Source organism: Arthrobacter sp. TMN-49 (assembly GCF_054511095.1).
Genome location: NZ_JBTNDH010000033.1, coordinates 1 through 16,420, shown reverse-complemented (window position 1 = coordinate 16,420; position 16,420 = coordinate 1). Strand labels below are relative to the sequence as shown.

General features: G+C 61.3%; 20 protein-coding genes. 9 read left to right on the top strand and 11 right to left on the bottom strand.

All coding sequences use genetic code 11. The features are described from left to right. Positions 1 to 158 precede the first annotated feature (158 nt). A complete protein-coding gene (locus ACX80E_RS13940; RefSeq protein WP_459302612.1) occupies positions 159 to 716 on the bottom strand; it encodes a metallopeptidase family protein in 558 nt (185 codons plus the stop codon). 67 nt (positions 717 to 783) lie between these two features. On the opposite strand from ACX80E_RS13940, the gene ACX80E_RS13935 reads away from it, so the two are divergent. The 5 genes from ACX80E_RS13935 (at position 784) to ACX80E_RS13915 (ending at position 4,140) form a co-directional block, all read left to right on the top strand. Beyond that, positions 784 to 1,185, top strand: a complete 402-nt coding sequence (locus ACX80E_RS13935) for a DUF3499 domain-containing protein (protein ID WP_459302611.1) — start codon at positions 784 to 786, stop codon at positions 1,183 to 1,185. A gap of 40 nt (positions 1,186 to 1,225) precedes the next feature. Then, positions 1,226 to 1,405: a hypothetical protein gene (locus tag ACX80E_RS13930; RefSeq protein WP_459302610.1), complete on the top strand. Its 180-nt coding sequence runs from the start codon at positions 1,226 to 1,228 to the stop codon at positions 1,403 to 1,405. A gap of 27 nt (positions 1,406 to 1,432) precedes the next feature. Beyond that, on the top strand, positions 1,433 to 2,251 hold the full coding sequence (locus ACX80E_RS13925; RefSeq protein ID WP_459302608.1) for an MBL fold metallo-hydrolase: 819 nt from the start codon (positions 1,433 to 1,435) through the stop codon (positions 2,249 to 2,251). Positions 2,252 to 2,320: 69 nt separating this feature from the next. Further along, positions 2,321 to 3,583, top strand: coding sequence for a L,D-transpeptidase (locus ACX80E_RS13920; RefSeq protein ID WP_459302607.1), 1,263 nt, complete (start codon positions 2,321 to 2,323; stop codon positions 3,581 to 3,583). 53 nt (positions 3,584 to 3,636) lie between these two features. Continuing rightward, positions 3,637 to 4,140, top strand: coding sequence for a prepilin peptidase (locus ACX80E_RS13915; RefSeq protein WP_459302606.1), 504 nt, complete (start codon positions 3,637 to 3,639; stop codon positions 4,138 to 4,140). On the opposite strand, the gene ACX80E_RS13910 is transcribed toward ACX80E_RS13915, so the two are convergent. The 9 genes from ACX80E_RS13910 to ACX80E_RS13870 form a co-directional block, all read right to left on the bottom strand. Then, positions 4,141 to 5,043 carry a type II secretion system F family protein gene (locus ACX80E_RS13910; RefSeq protein ID WP_459302605.1) on the bottom strand — a complete coding sequence of 301 codons (903 nt, stop codon included), beginning with the start codon at positions 5,041 to 5,043 and terminating at the stop codon, positions 4,141 to 4,143. A gap of 14 nt (positions 5,044 to 5,057) precedes the next feature. Then, complete coding sequence (locus ACX80E_RS13905; protein ID WP_459302604.1) at positions 5,058 to 5,990, bottom strand: type II secretion system F family protein; 933 nt, start codon at positions 5,988 to 5,990, stop codon at positions 5,058 to 5,060. 2 nt (positions 5,991 to 5,992) lie between these two features. Beyond that, positions 5,993 to 7,420 carry a CpaF family protein gene (locus ACX80E_RS13900; RefSeq protein ID WP_459302603.1) on the bottom strand — a complete coding sequence of 476 codons (1,428 nt, stop codon included), beginning with the start codon at positions 7,418 to 7,420 and terminating at the stop codon, positions 5,993 to 5,995. Beyond that, positions 7,417 to 8,616, bottom strand: a complete 1,200-nt coding sequence (locus ACX80E_RS13895) for an AAA family ATPase (RefSeq protein WP_459302602.1) — start codon at positions 8,614 to 8,616, stop codon at positions 7,417 to 7,419. Before ACX80E_RS13895 ends, ACX80E_RS13900 begins: the two co-directional genes overlap by 4 nt. After that, positions 8,613 to 9,356 carry a Flp pilus assembly protein CpaB gene (cpaB, locus tag ACX80E_RS13890; protein ID WP_459302600.1) on the bottom strand — a complete coding sequence of 248 codons (744 nt, stop codon included), beginning with the start codon at positions 9,354 to 9,356 and terminating at the stop codon, positions 8,613 to 8,615. The genes ACX80E_RS13895 and cpaB overlap by 4 nt, the downstream gene beginning before the upstream one ends. A 16-nt stretch (positions 9,357 to 9,372) precedes the next feature. Further along, entirely contained in the window at positions 9,373 to 10,398 is a 1,026-nt protein-coding gene (locus ACX80E_RS13885) for a pilus assembly protein TadG-related protein (RefSeq protein ID WP_459302598.1), read from the bottom strand. Next, positions 10,386 to 10,793, bottom strand: coding sequence for a TadE/TadG family type IV pilus assembly protein (locus ACX80E_RS13880; protein WP_459302597.1), 408 nt, complete (start codon positions 10,791 to 10,793; stop codon positions 10,386 to 10,388). The genes ACX80E_RS13885 and ACX80E_RS13880 overlap by 13 nt, the downstream gene beginning before the upstream one ends. Positions 10,794 to 10,911: 118 nt before the next feature. Next, positions 10,912 to 11,112 (bottom strand): Flp family type IVb pilin, encoded by a 201-nt coding sequence (locus tag ACX80E_RS13875; RefSeq protein ID WP_459302596.1) that lies wholly within the window; start codon positions 11,110 to 11,112, stop codon positions 10,912 to 10,914. A gap of 219 nt (positions 11,113 to 11,331) precedes the next feature. Next, entirely contained in the window at positions 11,332 to 11,727 is a 396-nt protein-coding gene (locus ACX80E_RS13870) for a hypothetical protein (RefSeq protein ID WP_459302595.1), read from the bottom strand. 354 nt (positions 11,728 to 12,081) lie between these two features. On the opposite strand from ACX80E_RS13870, the gene ACX80E_RS13865 reads away from it, so the two are divergent. Further along, the gene (locus tag ACX80E_RS13865) at positions 12,082 to 12,291 is read left to right on the top strand and encodes a helix-turn-helix domain-containing protein (RefSeq protein WP_459302594.1); all 210 of its coding nucleotides are present in this window, start codon (positions 12,082 to 12,084) and stop codon (positions 12,289 to 12,291) included. Between the two features lie 42 nt (positions 12,292 to 12,333). On the opposite strand, the gene ACX80E_RS13860 is transcribed toward ACX80E_RS13865, so the two are convergent. Then, entirely contained in the window at positions 12,334 to 13,137 is an 804-nt protein-coding gene (locus tag ACX80E_RS13860) for an RDD family protein (RefSeq protein WP_459302593.1), read from the bottom strand. A gap of 52 nt (positions 13,138 to 13,189) precedes the next feature. On the opposite strand from ACX80E_RS13860, the gene ACX80E_RS13855 reads away from it, so the two are divergent. From ACX80E_RS13855 to ACX80E_RS13845, 3 genes are all read left to right on the top strand, one after another. After that, positions 13,190 to 14,182 (top strand): stage II sporulation protein M, encoded by a 993-nt coding sequence (locus ACX80E_RS13855; RefSeq protein WP_459302592.1) that lies wholly within the window; start codon positions 13,190 to 13,192, stop codon positions 14,180 to 14,182. A gap of 93 nt (positions 14,183 to 14,275) precedes the next feature. Further along, complete coding sequence (locus ACX80E_RS13850; protein WP_459302591.1) at positions 14,276 to 15,133, top strand: SGNH/GDSL hydrolase family protein; 858 nt, start codon at positions 14,276 to 14,278, stop codon at positions 15,131 to 15,133. 76 nt (positions 15,134 to 15,209) lie between these two features. Next, on the top strand, positions 15,210 to 16,292 hold the full coding sequence (locus ACX80E_RS13845; protein ID WP_459302590.1) for a TIGR01906 family membrane protein: 1,083 nt from the start codon (positions 15,210 to 15,212) through the stop codon (positions 16,290 to 16,292). The last annotated feature ends 128 nt before the right edge of the window (positions 16,293 to 16,420 follow it).

Sequence of the window (16,420 nt, the reverse complement as noted above, 5' to 3'; positions counted from 1 at the left end):
CTCCCACCACTCGCAAGCTCGCGGAGGGTCCCTCGCAGTTGTGGGCCCACCCACTGCTCCCAAGCGCAGCCGCTGGCGCGTCTGTGCTTGGGGCCCTCGGGCGCGTGGGCCCACCCACCGCTCCCACGCCCTGCCACCGGGCGCAAGCTCGCGTGGGGTCAGGGGCCGCGGAACTTGCGGAACAACGGGTCAACCATGTCGGGGTCAATATTGAGCAGGCCCGCAACTTGTTCCACCATGACCTCGTGCACCAGTTCGCGGATTTGCCCGGGATTATCGCACAAGACCTCCACGGGGTGCCGGTAAATGGCTATAGTCGCGGGTGTTGCGGGGGAGCTGTCCGTGGCCGCCGTGGCCCGGGCGTACTTGCCCAGCGGCGCCTGAGCGCCGGAGGCGATGATGGTTTCGAGCTGATCGGGCACTTCCTCCACCAAATATTCCACCGACGCCAGCGAATCGGGCCACAAGCCGCGCAACCGCTCAACGGAATCCACCACCAGGTCTTCAAACATTTCACTGCGTGTGCGTGCGGCGGGCAGGCTTTCTGGCAGCACTGGCCCCCGCAAACCCCGGCCATGCCTGTCGCGGCGGCGGCGCACAAAGGACCGTCCGGCAGCGCTTTCCGCTGCGGCCGAACTCGTGTCCTGGTCTGCGGAAACCGCCGGTCCCAGTGTGATGGTGAGCGTTTTTTCGCTGTCTCTGGCATTGAACTGCATCTATTTACTCTAGGCTCGGGAGCCGCGGAGGGGAAATATCCCGGCGCTAAGGGTAGTCTAGGGAATCGTGGGAACACTTCGTCAATGCACAAGATCAGCCTGCCGTGAAGCGGCAGTGGCCACTTTGACGTACGTATATGCCGATTCCACGGCAGTTTTAGGCCCGCTGGCCACGTTCGCGGAGCCGCATTGTTACGATCTTTGCGCCAAACATTCGGCCCGGTTGAGCGCACCCCGGGGGTGGGAAGTCATCCACCTGGCCCGTTCCGACAAGCCCCCCGCGCCTGGTCCCGACGATCTGCTCGCCCTGGCCGACGCCGTGCGTGAGGCCGCCAACCCGCAGCCCGCCGGTGCTGCGCCGGCAGCCGCCGTGCGCGAATACCGCGGAACGCTTGAACCACCTGCGCACACTCCCGGTGTGGGCAACAGTGCGGGGCGGCGCGGCCACCTGCGCATCCTGCGCGACTAAACAACTCATCCAGTGGCATCCCCGAGCGAAACGGAACACAGTGGCTAAAATTAGCGGAAAATTGATGGCAGTGTTGCGCTGCCCCGTCACCGGATCGGCCCTGATCCAGGACGGTGAGGAACTCGTGAGCACAGCCAACGGCCCCGCCGGGATCCCCTTGCGCTACACCATTGACGAAGGCATCGCCTTGCTGCTGCGCCCCGAACAGATCACGTCATAGCATTCACGGAAGCGTAGGGCATAGCTCATGAGCGCACGGTGGGAGAGCGTCGGCAGCCTGGTTCGGCGTCGGCGGGCCGAAAACCCCGGCCCCATGACTCTTGACGGGACCAATTCGTGGGTGCTGGGCGCCCCGGGGGCTGCGGGCGTTGTGGTGATCGACCCGGGTCCGCTGCTGGCCGGGCATCTGGGTGAGCTTGCAGACGCCGGGGCCGTGGAACTGATCCTGCTCACCCACCACCACGGCGACCACAGCGACGGCAGCGCAGCCCTGCACCAGCTCACCGGCGCCCCCGTGCGCGCCGCCTTGGCCAGTTTTTGCCACGCCGGCACACCCTTGTCCGACGGCGAACTCATCCAGGCGGGCGGGCTCACCATCACTGTGCTCGCCACGCCGGGCCACACCAGTGACTCGCTCTGCTTTGCCGTTTCCGCCGGTGCTGGCACACCCGAGCACCTGGTGTTCACGGGGGACACCATCCTGGGCCAGGGCAGCACAGTTATTTGTTACCCCGATGGCAGGCTGGGGGACTACCTGGGTTCCCTAGAAAAACTGCGCCGCTGGGGTGTTGAGCACGGCACGGCGGGACTGCCCGTCACGGCGCTGCCCGGCCACGGACCCGTCCTGGCTGACGTGGCGGTAGCCGCCCAGGCCTACCAGGAGCACCGGGCCGAGCGGCTCGCCCAGGTGCGTGCCGCCGTCGAACATTTGGGCGCCGAAGGTGCCGAGGCTAGCGCCGCCGCGGTGGCCGGTGTTGTATATGGCGATGTGCCGGTGAATCTTCAGAGCGCGGCGCAATTGTCGGTGGCAGCCCAGTTGGACTACTTGCGCGGCGGCATGGCGTAAAATAGGCCGAAGCGACGTGTGCGTCGTGGGTCACGATAGTGGAGTTAGTCCACTGAATGGGGAGTATGCATGGCTGAGTTGGAAGAGACCAGGAAACCTTCTCGAGGGTGGAAGATCGTGCTGATCTCCCTGGTCGCTTTGGGTGTTGTTGCCGGTGGAGTCGCTGCCGCAGCGGCCAACGGCTTACTGCCCCTTGACCAAATCGTGGGGCAACCCGCAGCTCCCACATCGGCGGCAACGCCCCAGGGCACACCCACCCCAACAGGTGCCGCCATCCCGGTCAATGTTGCCATGGTGCCCAAGAGCGGCGCCACCTTTGTGAACCCGGCGGGGGAAGTGGCAGCCGAGCTCATCAACGGAACCGTCTCTCACGCCGTCTTGAAGGAAACAGCCACGGGTGCCGTTCTTGACGGCGAACCAGTGGTCAGTGGCCGCAAGTGGATCTCCAAGGAACCGCTAAAATTTGCCACCGACTACACGTTCAATGTCACAGCCATGGACGCAGCTGGCGCCAAGACCACTCACATCAGCACCTTCACCACCGTCCCGGCCACGCATGAGGCAGACGCCGTGCTGTACCCGGGCGCCGATTCCACCGTGGGCGTGGCCCAGCCGCTGGAATTCAAATTCAGCGAACCAGTGGTGAACAAGGAGGCCGTCGAGAAGGCCATCACCGTCACCACCGGCACCGGCCAAAAGGGCGCCTTCCGCTGGTACTCGGACACCCAGGTGCGTTACCGTGCCGCAGACTATTGGCCCGCAAACTCAAAAATCAGTGTTGACGTGAAGCTGTTCGGCCTTGACGTTGGCAACGGCATGATCGGCAATTTTGACAAGAACTACACGGTCAACATTGGCAACAAGGTTGTCATGGAAGCAGACGCCGCAGCCCACAGCGTGCGGGTCCTGATCAACGACCAGGTGGCCAAGGTGTTCCCCGCAACCATGGGGGATGAGGTTTTCCCCTCGGCTTCCGGATTCATTGTGCTGACCAATGACAAACAACGCAACGCAACGTTCAAGGCCTCCAGTATTGGCCTGAAGCCGGGCGATCCCGGCGACTATGGCTCCGTGGACGTGGAATATGCCACGCGGCTTTCCTACAGCGGAATCTTCATCCACCAGGCAACACCCTCGGCCATGCCGTACCTGGGCGTCGCGAATCTCTCCCATGGCTGCATTGGCCTGTCGGCGGAAGGCGCGGGCTGGGTGTTCAACAACATGGGCGCAGGCGACATCGTCCACACGGTGGGCACCCCGAATGAGACCATTGCCGCCACCGATGGTTTTGGTGACTGGAACATCCCGTTCGCGCAGTACGCCTCCCGCTAGTACCGGGGCGACACAGTACGGATGCGAAAGAGCCCATGACGTAGCATCTGCCTATGAGCAATGTGCTGCAGGACTTGTGGACTGATGCGCCCATCGCTTTTTGGCTGGTCGTCGCGGCCGGGCTCTACTACCTGGTCATGGCAACATGGCTGAGCGTGATCGATATCAAGCACCAGCTGCTGCCCAACCGGATAGTGTTCCCCTCGGCGGCCATTGCTGGGGTGCTGCTGTTGTCGGCCAGCTTGTTCATGCACGACGCCGGAACCGCCTTGCGCACGCTGCTTGGCGGAACTGTGCTCTGGGTAGTGTATGTGGTGCTCAGGCTGGTTTCCCCGTCCAGTATGGGTTATGGGGACGTGAAACTGGCGTTCGTGTTGGGCCTGTACCTTGGCTTTATCGGCTGGTCGGCGGTGCTGTGGGGGACGTTCCTGGCGTTTGTGCTGGGGGCGCTCTGGGGCTTGGCCCTGATGGTCACCAAAAAGGGGACAGGGAAAACCCAGATCCCCTTTGGCCCGTTCATGCTGGCCGGTGCACTGATCTTGCTAGTGGTGGGGTGACTATCCTCCGCCTAGGGCTCCGCCAGAGGCGAAGATTCCAATGATGTTGATGACTGCCGGTCCCATGATGATGATGAACAGTGTGGGGAAGATAAAGAGCAGCAGCGGAAAGAGGACCAGAACGGGAAGTTTCATGGCCTTTTCCTCTGCACGTTGGCGACGTTTAATGCGCAGCTGGCTGGCCTGCACCCGTAGCACCTTGGCAATGCTGATGCCGTAGATTTCCGCTTGGATGACGGCCCGGACAAAGCTCTTCAATTCCGGTACGGTGGATCGGCTCGCCATGGCCTGGTAGGAGTCACGGCGAGGGCGACCCATCTGCATGTCCTGGAGAGTTCGTTTCAGCTCCTCCGCCATGGGGCCCTTGCCGTTCGCGGCTGCCCGTGCCATGGCACCTTCAAAACCAAGCCCGGCTTCGACGGCAATGAGCATCTGGTCCAAGGTGTCCGGCAGTTCCAGCTGCATGGATTTTTGGCGTTCCTGCCCCTTGCTGTGAATCAACAGGTCGGGGATGAAATAGCAAAGCACTGTGAGGAAGAGTGCCAAAAGTACAGTGGTGGGTCCCGGACGAAGTGCAACAAACATCAGGCTGACTGCCGCGGCGCCCATGGCAAGCAATGGCTTGCCAATCAGCAGTCTGGACAACGGCAGGTTTGCCGGCCGGCCGGCGCGGGCAAGCAGTGTATCCAGTTTGGCAACGTAGCCAGCGGGCGTGACCCGCTTGGCCAGGGCCAACCAGCTTTTGTCGCTGAAGGCAGGCGCTCCTTGGCCGCGCTGGTCGGCGCGGCCCAAGTTGTTGCGAATGGTCAGCAAGGACTTGGAATCAACACTGACGAATGACCAAACCAAGTAGCAGATAGGCAAAACTATGGTGGCAATGATGAGCCAGGGCACAACAGTCATGGTGTTCACACCTTTCAGAACTTGATTTGGATGGTTTTGTGCATCCACAGCGAGCCAATGATCATCATGATGGCGCCGACTCCCAACATGACCAAGCCGATGGGGTTGGTGAAGAGCACGCCGAGATACGTAGGGTTGACTACCGAGAGCATGATGGCCATGACGAATGGCAACGCCACGAGGATGATTCCAGACAATTTTCCTTCGGCACTGAGGGCCTTTACTTGGGCCTTGATCTCGCCACGTTCACGAATAGTCTCCGCCACATGATCCAAAACTTCGGCCAAATCGCCGCCCACTTCACGGTTGATCTGGATGGCCTGGCTGATCCACGAGAAATCGTCGCTTTTCATGCGGTTGGCGGTTTCGGTGAGCGCCGCATCGAGGTCCCTGCCAATCCTGACCTCGTTGACAACCCTGGCAAACTCCTCAGCGGTAGGTGATTCGGCTTCCTTGGCAGCCGCGTCAAGGGCAGCCAAAACGCTGTGGCCTGCACGGAGTCCGCCGGTGACTAACATGAGGTTGTCACCGAGCTGCTGATCAAATTTCGCGCGCCGCCTATCCGCCAACAGGCTCAGCACCAGCCAGGCCAGGATCGGCGTCACCACAGCCAGGATGACTGCCAAGGCGGGGCCGTTGAGCAGCAGCCCCAGCAGGGCCATGACTGTGCTGGCCGCCACCACGAGAATGAGGAAATTTGAGGGAGGTAAGCGAAGGCCTGCATCCTCGAGCCTGCTGCGGCTGTAGGGGCCGCCACCGACTGTCTTGTCCAACACAGCAACCGTGGAGTCCGTGAAGCTGCTCAGCGAGGATTTGGTTGCGTCCCCGAAAGGCCGCCTTCTCATCTCGGGGATTGCCGCGCCCCAGGGTTTGACCACCAGCAACAAGACCACCACGAGCGAGGCGAGACAGAACGTGAAGCCGAGGATGGGCAGGACCGCGTCCATGATTATCTCTTTCCTTTGACAGGTGCAGGAACAGAAAAAATATGACTGGGGACGGAGATGCCCATGTCAGCAAAATGGTCCACAAAGCGCGGCCGGACTCCGGTTGATATTGGCTTGCCCAGGAATCGTCCGTTACTGTCCACCCCTGCTGAATAGTCAAAGACAAACGCATCCTGGAGTGTGACAACGTCGCCTTCCATGCCCTGCACCTCGGTGATGTGGGTGACCCTGCGGGTTCCGTCCCGGAGTCGGGACAAGTGCACAATGAGGTTGACCGCGGATGCAACTTGTTCGCGGATGGCCCGCAACGGCAGGTCCATGCCGGCCATCAACACCAGCGTCTCCAGGCGCGCTATCGCGTCCCGGGGTGAGTTTGCGTGGACAGTGGAAAGGGAACCGTCATGGCCGGTGTTCATGGCCTGGAGCATGTCCAGGGCTTCGCCGCCACGGACCTCACCAATCACTATTCGGTCCGGGCGCATGCGCAATGAGTTGCGCAGCAGGTCCCTGATGGAGACCTCGCCACGGCCCTCGATATTGGCTGGCCGGCTCTCCAAACGGACTGTATGGCGCTGCTGCAATTGCAATTCCACGGCGTCTTCAATGGTGACGATGCGGTCCTCTGCCGGCAGGAAACCGGACAACACATTCAACAAGGTGGTCTTGCCGGTGCCCGTACCTCCTGTGACGAGGATGTTCAGCCGGGCCCGGACGCAGGCATCCAGCAGGATAGCCATGTCCGGTGTCAGTGTGCCATAGCGGGCTAGATCCTCAACCGTCAACGGCACCCTGCTGAACTTTCTGATCGTCAGCGAAGGGCCGCTCACGGCAAGCGGCGGGATGATGGCGTTGACGCGGGAACCGTCCTCAAGCCTGGCGTCGACCATGGGTGAGGACTCGTCGATTCTCCGCCCGATTCTGGAAACAATCCTCTCAATGACCCGGCGAAGGTGGGCTTCGGTGGCAAACCTGGCTCCCGTGAGGATCAGCTGGCCTCCGCGCTCAATGTAGATCTGGTCTGGTTTGTTGACCATGATTTCAGTGACTGTGTCGTCATCCAGGAAGCGTTGCAGGGGCCCCAACCCGAGCACGTCGTCTCCGATCTCCCGAATGAGGCGGCGGCGTTCTTCCGGTGTGAGCGGAACCTGTTCCTCGTCAATGACTTGGCTGAGCTCTTCTCTGGCGGTCTTGCGCAGGTCCTCTTCGGAAATGTTGGGATCGACCAGCCGGCCACCCATCCTTTCAAACAGTGCTTCGCCGGCACGTTGCTTTAGCCCTGCGAGGGCTGTTCCGGTGCCGTCGGCACCCAAATAATCGTCGGGGATTCCCTGCTGAGTGTTGATTCGTGAGGACGTGAGTACTGTTGTCGTCTCGAAGCTTGTCGCCGGGGTGATGCCGCGGGCTGCGTTCAGCCGATCGGAAAGATTCATGATACAACCACCCTTCGGTGCAGCTTCTTGTTTATTTGCCCGGCAGAATCGGGCGCAAAACGCTCGACGAGCTTCTTAAGATTCTTTGACACAGGACTTCGTGGGCCGTCCTGCAACAAGGGCACCCCCTTATTGGTGGCAAAAGACACCGCAGGTGACAGTGGTAGCACCACATCCACGGGTACCCGGAGCGTGGCTTCGATGTCCTGGACGCTCAGGCCCGTGTGGCGGTTGGCAAAGTTGAGCACAACGTGCCGGCCCTGGGGAACGAGCCCCAACTCGTGCAAGACCCCGAAGCCGGTACGCAGTCCCTTGATGCTAGGGATGTCCATCCCGACCACCCACACAGCGTCGCTTGCCTGCTCCAAGGTGGCAAGTGCCAGTTCACCCAGCCCGGGGGCCGTGTCCACCACCACGTACTTGAATTCCGTGGCCAGTTGCGCGATCAAGTGACTCACGTGATCGGCCGTCACGAGATCGGCTTCATTGGGGTTGATGGGAGCGCACAATGCGTAGATGCCCCCAGTGTGCACCGTAAGGAAGGCTTTTAGGACCATTGCATCGTGTGCAGCCGCCCCGGTGACGGCATCCACTAAGGTGTGTTCCGGCTCCAGGGACAACGCCGAGGCCACATCCCCAAACTGGACATCCAGGTCAACAATCACCACTCCCATGGGAGCCATCTTGCCAAGACCCATGGCCAAGTTAGTGGCCACAGTGGTCTTTCCCACACCGCCCTTGGGTGACATGACGGCAATGACACGTCCAGTTTCATGGTCGCCGCTGGCCGGGCTCGACAGTCCGCGTCGGCGTCCAGCGGCAGAAAGGCAGGCGCGTTCCAACACGACCCGGATCTCAGCCATGTCCGCCCCAGGGCTGACAATGTCACGAATTCCCGATCTCATGGCTGTCAGCACCAGCTCCGGTGAAGTCTCTGCCGCAAGGATGACGCTAACCTCCGGGAATTGGAGGTCGAGAACTGTCGCCAATTTGAGTGCCTCGTCGGTGGATACGCCTGGCCCCAGGATGACAACTTCAGGGGGTTCAGCTGGATCCTGAAGGATGATTCCGTGGGGAGCGCCATTGATGGCTGATTCCGGAAGCCTTTGGACGTTTCCGTGCAGGCCTCCGGCCACTGCTGCACGGACCCGCTGCTCGAAGCTCGTATCTGTTGTGATGATCACGAAGCGGCTCATCTCAGCACCTGATTCTTGAGTAGTGTGCCCACGGGAGCAGTGTTAGTCGCGGCATTTTCCTTGGACAGGTATATGTGCCCGAATTCGATGCCGTGGACTGTCTTGGTGGCGTCGGTGCCCGACTGGGCCAGGGTCACCATGATGGTGGTGCTGGCCTTGGCCGACTCGTTCTTTTTTGATTCGGTGTCGTCGGAGACGCCGTCCCCGGTGCCGACCTTGGTCACCAGAACCTTGTGGAATTGCAATTTGGTGGCCTGAACGTCCCCAGTCCCCGGCGCAACACCGTCGTTGTAGGAGATGAACACGCCCACGGTGTCCCCAGCCTTCAATTCTCCGCCCAGGACGCGGTCCAAGGGCAACACCAGGCTTAATTCAGCCAAGCCCTTCGGCACGTCAACACTGTTGGGCGCGGCCAGACTTTTTGGATCGACAAGACGTGATGCCAGCAATTGTTCCCCGGGCACCAGATCCACTGCAGCGACCCTGCCCTTGAAGTCATCCAGCTGTGTCACGGCACCGTCCGATACTGCCGTCTTGGGGAACGATTCCACCTTCACCAGTGACTTGAGGTCATCGACGGTGGTGCCAGCTGTTATTGGCTGCTGGACGACGAGTACTTCCACCGGCTCCATGCCGGCTTGGGCACGGTCGTCGGCTGCTTGTACGTACGAGGAGAGGAGGATTGCGCCCACAATGGCCAAAACCAGTGCGACAACGCCCCCCAGTAGGCGTGTTTTCACTTCTTGCTCCTTAATTTTATTCGGTCAGGCGGACTATTGATCCACCAAGGTTCGGTCCAGTTCCCAGTGACAGGCCTTCCTCGAGTGAAACAAATCGGGTGAAGTAGCCCATGAAGCCCCTGCAATCTTTAGTGCAAGCTGGGGCCAAGGAATCCGGATGAGTCTCCGGATTGAATTTCCACCCGGTTACCTGGAACGCAGCAAATCCGTAAATTGTGTACTCAGCATGTTGTCCGCCCTTGTCTGTGGACGAGGAGAAGATCGGGATCAGGATTGGTTCGGCCAGCATGCCAGCCAGTTCCGGCTTGCATAAGTTATCTATGCTGTTGCCTGGTTTGCTGCCGGCGGCGCCGGTGCCAACATCTACGGTGGCCTCGCACTTGCCGCCTTCCAGATCAAGCCATCCAAAGCCGCCTGTCGCGTAACCAAGCGCGGCCGTGCAACCGGGGTAGCTGGCACCCGTGTCGGAACGAAGCAATATATGTGCACCGCTTGGATCCCCCGTGAAATTCCCCGTGGCCGCAAGCTCTGCTTTTTGGGCGGCGGTCAGGCTCTTGTCAAAAACGCATTTACCGAAGGTCCAAGGCACAGTGGTTCCCGATTCCGGCGGTCCCCAGCTTGCTGTGGCGGAGGCGCTGACATCCGACTGGCTTTTGCCAAAGATGTTGGCAAAGACGAGTTGCACCGGATTGCCGCCGGCGGCATCCTTGCTGACCACAACTTTCACGCTGTTGCTCGTGGGCCGGGTGACGCTCTTGAACTTGGCCAGCTCGTCATTGGAGTTCATTTTTGCTAAGTCAGCGGCAGTGACTTCATTGGCAGCCTGGACACAAGTTCCTTTGGCGCAGTTGTTGGCGATTGCCAAGGCAGCTGCGTCGGCGCCATTTTGAAGTTGGGCACGTGAGGCGTACAGCATGCCAACGTCGATGGAGATGGCGGCGAAGGCCAAAAGGACCACCATGAGGATGGCCGTTGTGACGGCAGTTGCCCCGCGCTCGTTCTGCGCTCCGCCGGTTTTGGGGTGTCTGGTTATCCGCCGCATTGCATGACCCCTACTCCGGAAATGGCTGGTGCGTTGCCTGGGATGAATCCAATGAGCCAGCCACGGACCGGCCCCGGTGCAACGTTTACGGTGACTGTGACTCGGACACCAGCTCCGCAGGCGGATCCTGAGCTGTAGGTAATGGTCGGCGGTCCCGCGAAGGCAAGCGTCGGTGCCGCGTCTTCCGCTGCTGTTTCCACGCTGGCAGGAAAACCAGGGTCGGCGTAATGGATGGCGGCGTTCCTAGCTCCCTCTCGGGCGGCGTTGGTGGCCGAGATCTGTTGGTTGAACAGGAATCCAAACTCCATGATGCCGATGACCAGCAGCAGCAGAACAGGCAAAATGAATGCTGCTTCGACGGCTGCTGCGCCGCGTTCGCTGTCTTTGTTTTTCATGCGACGCTCCCCCAGGGGTGGTCAAGAAAACTTGTGCAATTAATGGAGTTGGCGGCCTTGGTCGAAAACCAAGGCCGCCAACTGAGGCCTGCTTGGCAGGATTCGCAGAGGAATTTGGTTACGGAAGCGCAGTTTCGACCAAATTGAAGCCTCGGAGGACGTCCTGTCCGATGAGGCCGACGACTCCGACGATGACTGCTGCGATGAGGGCCACCATGATGCCGTACTCAACGGCGGTGGCGCCCTTCTCGTTGTCGCTCTTGAGACGGTCGGTGCCGGCGATGAACAGGGTCTGCATGGTAACGAAGAACTTCAACATGGTGTGCTCCTTGAAATGGTTGAAAAGGTTTCACTGAATTTTCTGATGTTGTGAACTCGTCGATATTTCCGCTGTCCCCCAGTTAGGCGGTCTTGGGAATTCGATACCTAATGAATACAGAGTTCACCCAAGGATGGTCAACACTTGGTTTTTATCTGGACCGCGATGCACCACTTGCTTTTTTACCATCACTACTTGGATGACTACTCAGTTTGCCCCCTACAGAAAAATTGAAGAGAGCAGAATGTGCCCAATCTGTGAGCCAAAGACATTGTCCAGGAATGACCAGGAAAGCATTGGTGGTTCGAACGGCATGGAGCTCTTTCTGCCCGCCAGTCCTGCTATCACAAGAGCGCCACTAGTCACAGCACCAACAGCAAGCCCAAGGAACACGTCCAGCACCATCAGTCCCAGGGCGTGGTTGCGCAAGTAGAAACCAAGTACCGCCGACGGTTTGACGTACTCATGCGCAATCTGCGCGGAAAATATATTGGTCCTGAACCGAAAAATCACGAACTTTGCGGCGGATCCAACCATCTCCAGCAGCTCGATCCCGGACAGCACCATGCCAGCCACCGAGAGGAACAGGTGGGCCGGAAGCAGCCATGAGAGCACGACTCGTCAGGCCATCGCGCCATGAGCGCTCCGGTGACGGCCGCCAGCCAATGCCACGCAAAGTACTGTTAGTGGAATGCCGGCAGGAAATGCAGGCCGGGATGCTCGTGTTCGCAGTGCCATAGGCAATATGAAGGCAAGCAAGGAATGAATAACTAACACTTGCTCAAGGTTTACGAAAGATTATATGAAGCACAAGGTCGGAACGGTTGAAATAAAATAAATGTTGCATTTATGGGTGGTGGGGAACTATTGTGCTTCTCATTAGCGTTAAAAGATATGGATGCGGGGAGCCTTGCGGTGACCACACCGCCGCCCGCGCTCACGCGCCACTGATCTGAAAGGTTGAGTTCGATGTCAACACCCAAACCAGCTTCATCGAACTTCCTCACCATTGATGAAGTGGCCCAACAACTGCGCGTCTCAAAGATGACCGTGTACCGGCTCGTGCAGACCCACGAAATTGAGGCAGTCCGTTTTGGCCGTTTGTACAGGGTGCCGCAGGAGGCAGTTGACGCCTACATTGAGCGGTCAGCGATCCAGGGCGGGCACACGGAAGAGTAACCGCAGCGGCACGGCGCAGGCGGAAGCCGGCGCTCACTTGTGCTAATTGCCGCCCACTCCGTGGCGTTGCAGCTGCGCACGGACTTGGTCGGCCCGCTGTGCTGCAGCACTCATGCGTTCGAACTCACGGTCCCTGCGCTCGGCAATCAAGGCGGCCAGGAACATCTCCGGGGGTGTTCCGGGGGCCGGCAGCGGGGCGACGAAGTGGCTGGCCTCGCCAGCAAGTTCCACAGCCAGGGAGAAACGTGAGGCTGCCGCCATGGCGCCGCCCTGACGCAGAAACAGCGAGATACGCCGGGCCAGCGGGTCCGGCAGGCGGCCAATGTCCGCCACGGCGGCCCACTGCGCCAGGGCCGGGGCCACGGACACCTGCAACGGCTTGGGCTCCGGGGCCCTGTCCCTGATGGCGTAGGTGCCGGCGAGCATGTCGCCGAGCCGCTTGGACTTGTCGTTGAACAAGGACACCAGGCAGGCCACCGACCCCAGGGTCAGGTAAATTTCCAGCACGGCAAGGATCCCGCGGATCAAGGCTTGCCGGAAGCGGATGGAGCCGCCGTCGTCGCGCACGATGCGCAAGCCCATGACGAGTTTCCCCAGCGACTTCCCGCGGCTGAGCGTCTCCACGGTGATGGGGACAATCACAAAGAGCGTGACCACCGTCAATAAGATGATGGCCCGGACGGCCGCCGGATCAACGCTGAAGGGCAGGGCGCCCAGCAGCAGGAGCAGGCCCAGGCCCACGACCAGGGTGGCCAGCACGTCGATGCCTGTGCCCACCGATCGGGCGGCAAAAGACGCGGGGCGCAGCTCAAGAACAACGGCTTCACCGGTGATGATCGCGGACATGTTGACAGTCTAGCCACTGTGCGCGCCGCCAGTGCCTATATGCTTGGGCACGATGGACATGGACGCTTTTACCGCTGTGCACCGCCCGCAATGGGAGCGGCTGAAGTCCCTTGCCCGGAAACGGCGGCTAAACGGGGCGGAGGCCGATGAACTGCTGGAGCTGTACCAAAGCGTGTCCGCCCAGCTGTCCCTGATCCGCTCGGTCACCGCCGAGAGCGCGCTTTCGGCCTCCCTTTCGGCCATTCTGGCCCAGGCCCGGACCCGCTTCACGGGGGCCAAATCCAACATTTTCGTGGACACCGCCCAATTCTTTGCGATTTCCCTGCCGGCCGCGTTTTACCGGCTGCGCTGGCTGACAGTCATCATCGGTGCCGTCTTCATCGTCATCGGGTCCTTGTTTGCCGTGTGGACGGCCGGGAACCCGGGCGTGTTGGCCGTCATGGGCAGTGACGCCAAGCTGCAACAACTGGTGGATCACGACTTTGTGAACTACTACTCGGAAAACCCGGCAGCATCCTTTGCCGGGGCCGTGTGGACCAACAACGCCTGGATCGCTGCCCAATGCGTGGCCTTCGGGGTCACGGGCGTCTTCATCCCGTACCAAATATTTCTCAACGCCCAAAACGTGGGCATGACAGCGGGCGTCATGTTCGCCTACGACCGCGGGGATGTCTTCTTCAGCTATATCCTCCCGCACGGGCTCATGGAACTGTCGGCCATCTTCATTGCCGCCGCCGCCGGGCTGCGCATCTTCTGGTCCTGGGTCAGCCCGGGCCCGTACACCCGCCTGGACTCACTGGCCAGGGAGGGCCGCTCACTCATCACGGTGGCCGTGGGATTGGTGCTGGTGCTTTTCGTCTCCGGGCTCGTCGAAGCCTTCGTCACCCCGAGCCCGCTGCCCGTGTGGGCTAAAATCGGCATCGGCGCCCTGGTGCTCGCCGCGTATTGGGCCTACACCTTGATCCTGGGCCGCAAGGCGGTGCTGGCCGGTGAGTACGGTGACCTGGGTGAGGACGACGCCGGAGCCTCCGTCCGCTCCGCCTGACACCCCCGCCCCGGGGCAGTCGTGCTCGGGTCGAAACGCATCTGCTCGGATTGCCCCGTGCCAAAACAACACTCACGGGTGCACTATGGGGGTATGGAACTTCAAGGCGGCGGTGACCAGGACAGCCTGCCGCTTCCGCTGCCACCGGCCGCCCTGCCACCGCACCCCTGGCACCGGTTTGTGGCCATGGGTGACTCCTTCACCGAGGGCATTGACGACCCTGAGCCGGGCAGTCCCGGCGGCTACCGGGGCTGGGCGGATCGGGTCGCCGAGGAACTGAGCGTTGGTGTGCCCGACTTTGCCTACGCCAACCTGGCCGTTCGGGGGCAGCAACTGCACGAGGTGGTGGAGACTCAACTTGGCCAGGCCGTCTCGCTGGGACCCGATCTGGTGTCCGTGCAGGCCGGCGGCAACGACCTCCTGCACCCGGGCGCCGATCCGGACAAACTCGCCAGCATCCTCGAATCCGCCGTGGCAGTCCTGCGCGGCCAGGGCGTCGACGTGGTGATCTTTGTGGGCCCGGATTCTGGCAGGTCAACAGTGCTGGGCCAGTTTCGCACCAAGATTGCCATCTACAACGAAAACCTGCGCAGTATCGCCCAACGCCAGGACGCCTTCATCGCCGACCTGTGGGCCATGACAGGGCTGCACGATACGCAAATGTGGAGTAGGGACCGCCTGCACCCTTCCGCCACCGGCCACCATGCCGTGGCGATCATGGTGCTGGATACCTTGGCTGTGCGGCATTCACTGGTACCACTCTCGCCACGACCACTGCCGGAAAAGAGTTGGCGCCAGGCCCGGGCCGGCGACATTGTGTGGGCGCGGGAATACCTGATGCCGTGGATGCTGCGCGGCATAAAACGCCAGTCCCCAAGTCTCGGTGCTGCCTCCAAACGCCCCCTGCCGGCGCCCATGTTTGGTGCCACCGCCCCACTGGAGCCGCGCTGACCATCCGGTGACAGTTTGGCATCGGCTCGGGGTGGCTGCCCCGGCCCGCGCCGGGGTGCCGGTATTCTTTGTTCTTGTGAGCGAGAATCCAGAGCACCAAGACTCAGTCAAGAGCCCTGCTGTGGGCTTCCCCCCGAAAGATGCCGCGGCTGAACGAATCAGCGCACGCCGCGCCGCGCCGAACACGCCCGGAACGCCGGCCACAAGGATCAAGCTCGACCCCGGCCTGGCCGGTGAGGACAGAGAACCCATGCGCCCCGCCGGCAGGCTGCCCCGGCTGCCCAGCGAGGAGGAGATGGCCGCCGAACGCGGCAACGACGTCGACGGTGCGACGGACACGGAGGAAGCTCCCGGCGTGCACCACGAGGACAGCCCCACCGGCCTGATGCAGCTGCGCCCGCCGGCAGAAGAAGTGGCCAGGCGCCAGGCAGCCCGGGAGAAGGCGGCCAACACCAAACCCGTGCTGACCCGCGTGTTCCAGGTGCTGATAGCCGTGTTTTACCCCATTGTGCTGTTGGTGCTCGCGATCCGCCTGGTGACAACACCTGTGTTCTTGTGGGTTGAATACCACCGCCCCGGCTTCCCCGCGGACTCCTTCGGCTTCAGCGCCGAGGACCGGCTCAGCTACGGTTCCTACACGGTGGATTATTTGTTGAACTTCGCCCCGCCCAGGTACCTGGGGGACCTTGTCCAACCCGGCGGCGATCCGCTGTTCCTGGCCCGCGAGGTGGAGCACATGGCCGACGTCAAGGGTGTCATGGTGATGGCGTTGCTCGTGGGGCTGGTGCTGGCAATTCTGATGGTGGTCGGCATGGTGTACCTGTCCCGGCGAAGTTTCGGCGGGATCCGCCGGGCCCTCTTTGCCGGCTCCATCGCCACCTTGGCCCTCATTGTGGGGTTGGGAATCCTTGCCGTGACAGGCTGGGAGCAGTTCTTCACCGAGTTCCACAAGATCTTCTTCGCCAACGGGACCTGGACGTTCTACACCGACGACACCTTGATCAGGCTCTTCCCCGGCCAGTTCTGGATGGACTCGGGCATCTTCATTGGCGTGTTTGTGTTCCTCGTGTCCTCGTTGACGCTGGCCTTCACCTGGCCCACCAAGGACCGCCGCCTGGCCCAGGCGGCTGCCGCGCGGCCGGGGCGCCGGGCAGCTTAATAGCCTGCGGTGCGTCCGCTGGCGAAAAATGCCGCCGTTTGGCGCCAACGCCACCGGTTGTCCTCTTTTACTTTCTTTCACCAGCGGAAGTTTTTTTTGGTGGGTTGGCTTGGGTCCGCTGGGTAGCA

Coding starts and splice junctions, on each gene's coding strand:
- ACX80E_RS13940 (WP_459302612.1), bottom strand. CDS start 716: ATGCAGTTCAATGCCAGAGACAGCGAAAAAACGCTCACCATCACACTG.
- ACX80E_RS13925 (WP_459302608.1), top strand. CDS start 1,433: ATGAGCGCACGGTGGGAGAGCGTCGGCAGCCTGGTTCGGCGTCGGCGG.
- ACX80E_RS13920 (WP_459302607.1), top strand. CDS start 2,321: ATGGCTGAGTTGGAAGAGACCAGGAAACCTTCTCGAGGGTGGAAGATC.
- ACX80E_RS13915 (WP_459302606.1), top strand. CDS start 3,637: ATGAGCAATGTGCTGCAGGACTTGTGGACTGATGCGCCCATCGCTTTT.
- ACX80E_RS13910 (WP_459302605.1), bottom strand. CDS start 5,043: ATGACTGTTGTGCCCTGGCTCATCATTGCCACCATAGTTTTGCCTATC.
- ACX80E_RS13905 (WP_459302604.1), bottom strand. CDS start 5,990: ATGGACGCGGTCCTGCCCATCCTCGGCTTCACGTTCTGTCTCGCCTCG.
- ACX80E_RS13900 (WP_459302603.1), bottom strand. CDS start 7,420: ATGAATCTTTCCGATCGGCTGAACGCAGCCCGCGGCATCACCCCGGCG.
- ACX80E_RS13895 (WP_459302602.1), bottom strand. CDS start 8,616: ATGAGCCGCTTCGTGATCATCACAACAGATACGAGCTTCGAGCAGCGG.
- ACX80E_RS13885 (WP_459302598.1), bottom strand. CDS start 10,398: ATGCGGCGGATAACCAGACACCCCAAAACCGGCGGAGCGCAGAACGAG.
- ACX80E_RS13880 (WP_459302597.1), bottom strand. CDS start 10,793: ATGAAAAACAAAGACAGCGAACGCGGCGCAGCAGCCGTCGAAGCAGCA.
- ACX80E_RS13875 (WP_459302596.1), bottom strand. CDS start 11,112: ATGTTGAAGTTCTTCGTTACCATGCAGACCCTGTTCATCGCCGGCACC.
- ACX80E_RS13865 (WP_459302594.1), top strand. CDS start 12,082: ATGTCAACACCCAAACCAGCTTCATCGAACTTCCTCACCATTGATGAA.
- ACX80E_RS13860 (WP_459302593.1), bottom strand. CDS start 13,137: ATGTCCGCGATCATCACCGGTGAAGCCGTTGTTCTTGAGCTGCGCCCC.
- ACX80E_RS13855 (WP_459302592.1), top strand. CDS start 13,190: ATGGACATGGACGCTTTTACCGCTGTGCACCGCCCGCAATGGGAGCGG.
- ACX80E_RS13850 (WP_459302591.1), top strand. CDS start 14,276: ATGGAACTTCAAGGCGGCGGTGACCAGGACAGCCTGCCGCTTCCGCTG.